This window comes from Streptomyces sp. HSW2009, assembly GCF_040240285.1.
In the GTDB taxonomy this organism is placed as follows: domain Bacteria; phylum Actinomycetota; class Actinomycetes; order Streptomycetales; family Streptomycetaceae; genus Streptomyces.
In genome coordinates, this window is record NZ_JBEHZD010000377.1 from 1 (window position 1) to 8,037 (window position 8,037).

Consider the following 8,037-nt stretch of genomic DNA (forward strand, 5'->3'; position numbering starts at 1 on the left):
CGGTGGACGCGACAGTTATGGACGAATCGGGTTCACTGTGTGGGGAAATTCTTCTCTGGGCTACCGATGGATATCTCTCGGCGATCGAATACGCATGGTATGGGGATGAGGCGCCTAGGGCCCTTCCGGGTATCACGATGATCACCCTTGACGTACGATCTGGGTCTGGCTCTAGGCGAGAGAGTCTCTGCAAGGAGAAACCATGATTGAACTTTCCTTCTCCCTCCCGGAGCCGGGTTCCTCTTGGTCGGGGACCTGGGAGGGAGCCAGGCAGGGTGATCCTGCGGATCTTGCAGAGGTTGACCTCTGCTACAAGTACTTCGGAGTTAATGTCGAGATGCTTGTAGGCGGCGTGGAGGTTATCTCAAGGCAAGGATTTGTGACGCTCGTGGACCTGGCCCTTTCGTTCTCCCATGCAGAGGGGCGTATCTCGGCAGGAGGAGATGCGGCATTCAATTTCACGGAAAGCGATGAGGTTATCTATCTGCGTCGCGATGGCGAGCTCATTGCTTTGACCTCGTCGAAACGGTCGTGGCGGGTTGCTGTCGAGCGTGAAGAGCTCACGAGTGCATTCTCTAGGTTCCGCCGAGAGGCGCATTCATGTCTGACTTCGGAGATCCCTGGGTTGGTTGTTAATCCAGTGATTCGGCGAATTTTGTCGATATAGTTCGAGGCGTTCTAGAAGTAAGTGCAAACTGATACAGGGAGCCCGCGCCGGAGTGTCTTTCGGCGGGGGCTCCGTGGCCTTTTGGCGGTATCGCTCACGGGAACGCCAGCGGATGACGGCTGTGGCAGGTGAGCCGTCAGAGTCGTCGTCATGTCTTCCGAGGACGTGGCCCGCTGGTTCGGTGCCGTCGCTGTTGGCCATCTCGACTTCACCAGGGTGCTGTGGGCGTTGATGGCAACGCGCTGGAGGCGGAGCCTGACGTCGGTGTGGCGGATGAGTTGCCTGGAGGCGTTGAGTTTGACGTCTTGTTGGGGGAGGTGGGGGTCCCATTTCGGTAGGCGAATCGGACCGCGATGGAGCTCTTCGCTCAGTCCCCCCCGCCCGACCTCTCGCCCCAACTCCCGCACCCACCCCCCGCCCCCTCATCAAACTCCCCACCCCACTCCCCTCACGCCCAAGAAGCCTCCCCCTCGCCCGGCCTCTCACCTCACCCCCACCCCCTCACCCAACCCCCCGCCCCCGCCTCCGTACCCACCAAGCCCCCGCCACCCCCACGCCCAACACCCACCCCACCAACACCGCCCACACCGCGAACCCACCCCCCGCCACCAAACTCCGACCAGAGCCCTGACCAGAACCCTGGCCAGCGCCCCGTCCATGTCCCTCGGCCGATGCGGCCACCAGCAGGGCCGGAGTCGTCAGGGCGAGGAGGGCGAGGGGGCCGCGGACGTACCAGAGGGCCGCTTGGAGGCCGCCCGTGTTGCCCATCGGGGTTTCCGTGCCGAGTAGGACGTGTGTGGGGAGGGCGCCCCGGTAGGCGCTGACCAGCGCTGCCGCCGCGTAGGCGGGAGTTGCCGCGGTGAGGAGGGCCAGGGCGGGGTGCCAGTGGCCGGTCGCCGCGCAGACGGCCGCGCCCGTCGCCGTGCCGATGAGGGAGAGGGCGGTGGGTACGACCAGGTGCCACAGGGCCAGCGTGCCGGCGGGGGTCGGGAGGGGCGTGGCGCGGCGGGGGTCGTCGGTTTCCAGGCGGGCGGGTTCGGCGAGTTGGGCCGCGGCCAGGTAGCCGGCCACCGCCGCGGCCAGCATCGTGAACACCCGGGCGCGCTGGCCGAGGCCCGGCGCGTACGCGGCGAGGCCGACCGCGACCCCGGTCCACACCGTCGCCCACGCCAACCGGCCCGGCGCGCGAAGCAGGGCCGTGGCGTCGCGCCAGGGTATGAGGAGCCAGCGGTGGCGCGGCAGCGGCAGGCGCAGGAGGGGGCGTGCGCCCCGGGAGCCCACGCCCTGCGGGCCTGCGCCGTGTACGGCGGTGCGGGCCTGCCGCAGAGCGACGCTGAAGATCGCGGCCGTGACCTGCGTGGCCACCGTGGCCCGGCGGCGCAGCGCGGCCAGCGGTACGAGTGGGGCCTGCCGACGCGCCCCCCACAGCGCACCCGCCACGGCCGTCGCGGCGAGCAGCAGGGCCACCATCCACCCCGGCACCCCCCCCGGCACCCCAGGCACCCCACCGGGCACCCGGCCGGACGCCCCCGCGGAGGCCGAGCCCTCGCCCACCGCCGCGACCAGCGGCGGGACGGCCCAACCCCAGGGCCCCGACCACAGGCACAGCGCGCCGAGCGGCGCCGCCACCCCGTATGCGGTGCCGGCCACCGCCGCGCCGCCGAGGAGTACGACGACCGCCCAGGTCACCGGCGCGGCCCGGGCCGCGTAGGGGAGCGCGGCCCGTTCGTGGCGCTCGATCGCGACGCCGAGCGCGGTGCCGATGACCGCGACGACGACCCCCGCCCCCGCCCCGGCCGCGGGCGCCGCGAGCCACGGCCCGCCCCGTACCGTCGACAGCAAGAACCCCGCCACCCCGCCCACCGCGGCGCCCGCGACGGCGGCCAGCACGGCGGAGCCGTACAGCCGCGGCAGCAGGATCGGCGCCCGCGGCAGCGGCGTGGGCAGCAGCCAACTGAGTTCCGGCATGCCGATGGTGACCGGGCCGCGCCACAGCGCCGCCCGCGCCGTCAGCGTCAGGACCAGCACCACCAGCACCGGCGCGGTGACGGGCAGCCCGGCCAACAGATGGGCGCCGAGCCCGTCCTGCGGGTCGCGGGCGTGCCCCGCGCGGCCGGCGGCCAGTAGCAGCGGCAGCCCCCAGGAGGCCCCGAGCAGGACGACGACGTACGCGGCGAACCAGGCGCTCTTCCGCTTCTCCTGGCGCGCGGGGGCGCGCAGGGCGTGCAGATAGGCCAGGGCCGGATGCGGCGACCGCACTCAGCGACCGCCCTCGCCCGCGGCGGGCTCCGCCGCCGCACCCGCCCCGTCGAACACCAGCACCCGGTCGGCGATCGCGCGCAGCCCCTCGTGGTGCGTGGCGAGGAGCACCGCGGTGCCGGCGTCCCGGTGGGCGGCGAGCCGGGCCGCCAGCGCACGGCGGGCCTGCGCGTCGAGCCGCTGTTCCGGTTCGTCGAGCACCAACAGCTCGTGCGGTCGTACGAACGCCGCGGCCAGCGCCAGTGCCTGCGTCTGGCCGGAGGAGAGCGCTGCGGGCAGCACGTCGGCGCGGTCCGTCAGCCGGTACGCGGCGAGTTCGGCCGCCACCGTCTCTTCGGCCGCCGCGACGCGGGCCCCGTGGGCCAGCGCCACCAGCATCAGGTGTTCGTACACGGTCAGGTCCGGGTAGTGCGCCCCGGTGTCCAGTACGGCCGCGATCCGGGACCTGGTCCGTGCCTCGTCCGCGCCGACCGGCGCGCCGGCGAACTCCACCGTTCCCGTACTCGGCCGCTCCCGCCCCCCGGCCAGGCGCAGCAGCGTCGACTTGCCCGAACCGTTGTCCCCCACGAGTGCCACACACTCACCAGGCGCCACATCCAGCGTCACCGACCGCAGCACGGTCTGCTCCCCGTACCGCCGCCCCACCCCCACCAGCCGAAGCAGCGCCGCCCCCGCCGTTGCTCCCGTCCCCGCCCCGGTCTCCGTCATCCACCCACCGTATGCGGGCGGCCCGCGGCGCCAGCGGGTGGGCGGCGGAGGGGAGTTGAGCGGTGGGGGAGCGGCCTGCGCCCGGTGGGCGGGGGCGGTGTGCGTCCGGTGGACGGGGAGGGCGCCGGTCGGGGAGCGGCGTCCGCGGTGCTGAGAAGGCGCCGCATACCCCGTACGGGCGGTGGCCAATCCGGTACGGCCGACATGGGGCCGCTGCGCCGGCCCCGGGGGCGGTGCAATCGGCCGGTGGGGCAGCGGCCGGTGGGGCGGATGGTTTGCGCCGTACGGGCTGCGCGTACGGGTGAAGGTCAGCGAGCGGCCGGCGGAAGGCCGTGGCGGCGACGGTACGGCGAACCGGGCGGGCGATGCTCAGTGGTGCGGCCCGCGCCCGCGCGCGTACGGGCTGCCCGCGACCGGCCCCCGTTCCGCGACCGGCCTCGATCCCGATCCCGTACCTGATCCCGTACCCGCACCCGATCCCGTACCCGATCGCGTACCCGACCCCGATCCCAATCCGTGTGCCACCGTCCCGACCTCGCCCGCGCCACCGCCCCGACCTCGATCTGGAGACCTCGTATGGCCACGTTGACCGTCTGGAAGTTCGACACCCCGCAGGGCGCCGCAGATGCCGAAAGCACGCTGCTCCAGCTCCAGAAACAAGAGTTGATCAAGGTCCTGGACGCGGCCGTCGCCGCCTGGCCGGAGGGGGAGAAGAAGCCGAAGACCCGGCAACTGCACGACCTCACCGGTCTCGGCGCGCTCTCCGGCACCTTCTGGGGCATGCTCTTCGGCCTCATCTTCTTCATGCCGCTGTTGGGGGCCGCGGTCGGCGCCGCGGCCGGCGCGCTGGGCGGGCGGATGGCCGACGTCGGCATCGACGACGACTTCATCGATTCGGTGAAGAGCCAGGTCACCCCCGGTACGTCGGCGCTCTTCCTGCTCTCCCAGGACGCGGTGGTCGAACGCGTCCGGGCCGCCTTCCCCAGCGGCCACGCCCAGCTCATCGAGTCCAATCTGAACGCGGAACAGGAGGCCAAGCTGCGCGAGGTCTTCGCGGAGTAGCCGGAGCCGCGGGCCGGCGCGCGCCACCCCACCGGACCGGTGCCCGACCGAACCGCACCACCGGCCGGCGCGACCTCAGCCCCGGACAGCCCCCCACCACAACCACACCCCTCAGCCACCGAAATGGGCCCTCACCACCACAACCGCCCCGCAACTGAGCCGCCGAAGTCGGCCCTCACCGGCGGGCCGGTGTGAGGGCCGTCCGCAGCGGGCAGGCGTCCGCCGGCTGCGCCGCGGGCCACGCCGCCGGGGGCCGCGCCTGTGGTGGTGCGCTGCGCTGCGCGGGGACGACCTCCGCGCGCGGGCCGTGCGCTGCGGACACCGCGTACGGAGCGACCTCCGCGCGGCGGGAAGGACCCGCGGGTTCGAGCTCGGGGGCCAGTTCGGTCCACCAGTCGGCGCCGTCCTCCAGATAGCGCAGCAGGATGCCCTCGCGCAGCGCCCACGGGCACAGGACCAGCGACTCCACCCCGCTGAGCTTCATCGCCGTGTGGCCGATGATGGCGCCGGCCAGGCTCTGCCGGGCGCGGGGCTTGGTGATGCCGGGCAGCTCGGCGCGCTGGTCGGTGGGGAGCGCCGCCAACTGGTCGATCGCGGCGCGGAGATCGCGGCGGTGCAGCACGCGGTGGGCGAACGGGCCGCGCCGCCCGGGCGCCGCCCCGCACAACCGCGCCAACTGCTGGAACGTGCGCGAGGTGGCGACCGAAGTGTGCGGGTTCTCCCAGCGGACGCGGGCCGCGGCGTCGCGCAACTGGTGTCGTACGGCGCGGCGCAGGGCGACGGTCTCGGCCGCCGGCGGGGGATCGGCCGTGGTGAAGAACTCGTTGGTGAGGCGATTGGCGCCGAGCGGCAGGGACACCGCGAACTCCGGCAGCCGCCCCCGCCCGAAGGCCAGGTCGAACGACCCGCCGCCGATGTCGAAGACGGACAGCGGACCGGACCGCCACCCCATCCAGCGCCGGGCCCCGAGGAACGTGAGCTGGACCTCCAACTCGCCCGGCAGCACCCGCAGCGCCAGCCCCGTCCGGTCCCGCACCGTGCGCAGCACGTCCGCCCGGTCGGGCGCGTCACGCACCACGGCGGTGGCGAACGCCAACGGTCGCGGGGCGCCCCACCGCTCGGCCACGTCGACGGCCTCCGACACTGCCGCCACCAGCCGTTCGGTGGCCGCGGCCCCGAGCCGGCCGTCCTCCGCCACCTGCTCGGACAGGCGCAGCTTCCACTTCGCGGTGTGCACCGGCAACGGTGCACCGTCCCGCGCATCGCTCACGGCCAGCCGGACCGCGTTCGACCCGACGTCAATCAGGCTTAACCTCATGGCCATCCAATACCCCCCGTATGGACATGAGATGCGGGAGGAGTGTGGAAACGGTCGCCATGGGTCCGGTTCCTCCCGCTAAACGGCGTGAACCACACCGCAGTACGCAGGCCCCGCCCCCATTGTCGCCCCGACCCGCCACACGCCGCGCGGCCCGACCGCCGCGGATTCCGGCCGTCCGCACGACCGCCTCGGCTCGGTACGGCTGAGTCGGCGCGACTGGTTTCCGCGCGCCCCGACGCGGGCCCGCGGCCGACCCGCCGGCCCGCATTGTCAGTGGCATCAGGTATCACTGAGTGCAGTGGAGGCGTCGCGATGGGCGACGGCGTGGGCGGCGGAGCCGGAGGGGGCGAGGCGCGATGGAACAGCCGGTGTTCATCGTGGGCGAGGGGCTACAGGCGCTTGAGGTGGCCGAGTTCGACACGGAGGAGGAGTTCCAGGAACTCCTTGCGCGCCACCCCCGCGTGCTGGACTTCGGCACCCTCGCCGACGGCCGCCCGCTGCGCCTGTCCCTGGTCGCCCGCGAGATGGGCGTCCCGACCAGCGCCGAAAGCGCCGCGTCCTACTGGCTCGACCACCTCTTCGTCGACGCCGACGCGGTGCCGACCCTGGTGGAGGTCAAGCGCGCCACCGATTCCCGCATCCGCCGCGAGGTCGTGGGCCAGATGCTCGACTACGCGGCGAACGGCTCCCGGTACTGGCCGGCGGCCCTGCTGCAACGCTCCTTCGAGGAGACCTGCCGCACCGACGGCCGCCCACTGCCGCAGGCGTACGAGGAGTTGCTCGACGGGCGGACCGCAGAGGACTTCTGGGCCGCGGTGGAAGAACGGCTGGCCGCTGGGCAGATGAGGCTGCTCTTCGTCGCCGACCGCATTCCGCTGGAACTCCGCGCGATCGTCGAGTTCCTCAACGGCCACCTGCGCCACACGGACGTGTACGCCGTGGAGCTCACCCAGTACCGGGGCGCGGGCGCGCTGAAGGTGCTGGTGCCCCGGGTGTACGGGGAGGTGGCAATGGCCGCGAAGACCGCGATGGGCCAGCAGCGCACGGTGCGCAGGACGACCCGCGCGGAGCTCGATGACGCACTCGCCGCCCGCTGCACCCCCGAGGCGCGGCACGTCGCCGACCAGTTGCTGGCGCACGCCGAGACGCACGGCAAGCTGCGGGGTGGCACGGGCCAGTACCCCAGCATGAAGCTGCACTACCGGACGGCCGCCGGCAACTGGGTGCCCATCGGCATCCTGTCCGTACTGGAGACGCCCGGGCGCGAGGAGTTCACCTTCAGCCTGGGCTCGATCGCCACCCGCTTCGGCACCGAAACGACGACGGAGTTCGCCACCGCCCTCCCACCCGTCGAGGGCCTGGACCGACGCCTGGCCGAACTCCGCACCGCCGGCTACAACGGCTGGCCAACGGTCACCCTGCAAGCCATAGCGACCGAACCGGGCGCCACCGAAGCGATCCTGACCGCCGTCGAACGCCTTCTGCGCGCGGATGATGAGGCGCTACCCGCGCCGGCTGCCGGGGCGGGGCCACTTCGCGGGTGATGGTGGTGGGGCGTGCGCCTCCGCGTGCGATGCAGCACGTGGTAGGAGAACGTTTACGCTGCTGATCACGCGGCAGCAACTGCCGCCCGCAACCGCCGGCACCGTAGCCGGTTTCGACCACTTCGCTGCGTCACGCTCCCCCACTCGATAGGTTCGTCCCATGCCCGGTCGTCTCTTGGAACTGCACGTCGAGAACTTCCGCAGCCTGCGTGATGTGACCATCCCGCTCGGCCCGCTGACCGTACTCGTGGGCCCCAACGGGGTCGGCAAGTCCAACGTGTTGAAGGTCTTCGACTTCCTGGCGGCGATCATCCGTACGGACCTGCGGCCCGCACTGGAGGAGCGGGGCGGCTTCGACGAAGTGGCCTTTTGGGGTGGGGAAAAGCCTCCGACATCTCTGACTATCCAGCTCAAGGCGAACTGGACGACGCACGCGAGTCTCAATGCGCCCGACGAGTACGCCCTCAGCATTCGGC

At 72.3% G+C, this 8,037-nt stretch carries 7 protein-coding genes; 4 read left to right on the forward strand and 3 right to left on the reverse strand.

Going from position 1 to position 8,037, the window contains the following annotated elements; all coding sequences use genetic code 11:
* Positions 1 to 202 precede the first annotated feature (202 nt).
* Positions 203 to 667 carry a DNA ligase-like domain-containing protein gene (locus tag AAHZ94_RS23775; RefSeq protein WP_349995057.1) on the forward strand — a complete coding sequence of 155 codons (465 nt, stop codon included), beginning with the start codon at positions 203 to 205 and terminating at the stop codon, positions 665 to 667.
* Between the two features lie 501 nt (positions 668 to 1,168).
* Here the strand turns inward: AAHZ94_RS23775 and AAHZ94_RS23780 are convergent.
* On the reverse strand, positions 1,169 to 2,926 hold the full coding sequence (locus tag AAHZ94_RS23780) for a hypothetical protein (protein ID WP_349995059.1): 1,758 nt from the start codon (positions 2,924 to 2,926) through the stop codon (positions 1,169 to 1,171).
* On the reverse strand, positions 2,927 to 3,634 hold the full coding sequence (locus tag AAHZ94_RS23785) for an ABC transporter ATP-binding protein (protein WP_349995061.1): 708 nt from the start codon (positions 3,632 to 3,634) through the stop codon (positions 2,927 to 2,929).
* A gap of 576 nt (positions 3,635 to 4,210) precedes the next feature.
* Here AAHZ94_RS23785 and AAHZ94_RS23790 point away from each other — a divergent pair.
* Positions 4,211 to 4,696: a DUF1269 domain-containing protein gene (locus AAHZ94_RS23790; RefSeq protein WP_349995063.1), complete on the forward strand. Its 486-nt coding sequence runs from the start codon at positions 4,211 to 4,213 to the stop codon at positions 4,694 to 4,696.
* A 175-nt stretch (positions 4,697 to 4,871) separates the two neighbouring features.
* Here AAHZ94_RS23790 and AAHZ94_RS23795 read toward each other — a convergent pair whose 3' ends face one another.
* Positions 4,872 to 6,014 carry a Ppx/GppA family phosphatase gene (locus tag AAHZ94_RS23795; RefSeq protein WP_349995065.1) on the reverse strand — a complete coding sequence of 381 codons (1,143 nt, stop codon included), beginning with the start codon at positions 6,012 to 6,014 and terminating at the stop codon, positions 4,872 to 4,874.
* A 359-nt stretch (positions 6,015 to 6,373) separates the two neighbouring features.
* Here AAHZ94_RS23795 and AAHZ94_RS23800 point away from each other — a divergent pair, with 359 nt between their 5' ends.
* Positions 6,374 to 7,561, forward strand: coding sequence for a hypothetical protein (locus AAHZ94_RS23800; RefSeq protein ID WP_349995067.1), 1,188 nt, complete (start codon positions 6,374 to 6,376; stop codon positions 7,559 to 7,561).
* Between the two features lie 160 nt (positions 7,562 to 7,721).
* On the forward strand, positions 7,722 to 8,037 hold a 316-nt coding region (locus AAHZ94_RS23805; RefSeq protein WP_349995068.1), incomplete at its 3' end, for an AAA family ATPase.

What these genes read in the sequence shown, in the direction of transcription:
- AAHZ94_RS23775 (WP_349995057.1), top strand. Translation starts at nt 203, where the DNA reads ATGATTGAACTTTCCTTCTCCCTCCCGGAGCCGGGTTCCTCTTGGTCG.
- AAHZ94_RS23785 (WP_349995061.1), bottom strand. Translation starts at nt 3,634, where the DNA reads ATGACGGAGACCGGGGCGGGGACGGGAGCAACGGCGGGGGCGGCGCTG.
- AAHZ94_RS23790 (WP_349995063.1), top strand. Translation starts at nt 4,211, where the DNA reads ATGGCCACGTTGACCGTCTGGAAGTTCGACACCCCGCAGGGCGCCGCA.
- AAHZ94_RS23795 (WP_349995065.1), bottom strand. Translation starts at nt 6,014, where the DNA reads ATGAGGTTAAGCCTGATTGACGTCGGGTCGAACGCGGTCCGGCTGGCC.
- AAHZ94_RS23800 (WP_349995067.1), top strand. Translation starts at nt 6,374, where the DNA reads ATGGAACAGCCGGTGTTCATCGTGGGCGAGGGGCTACAGGCGCTTGAG.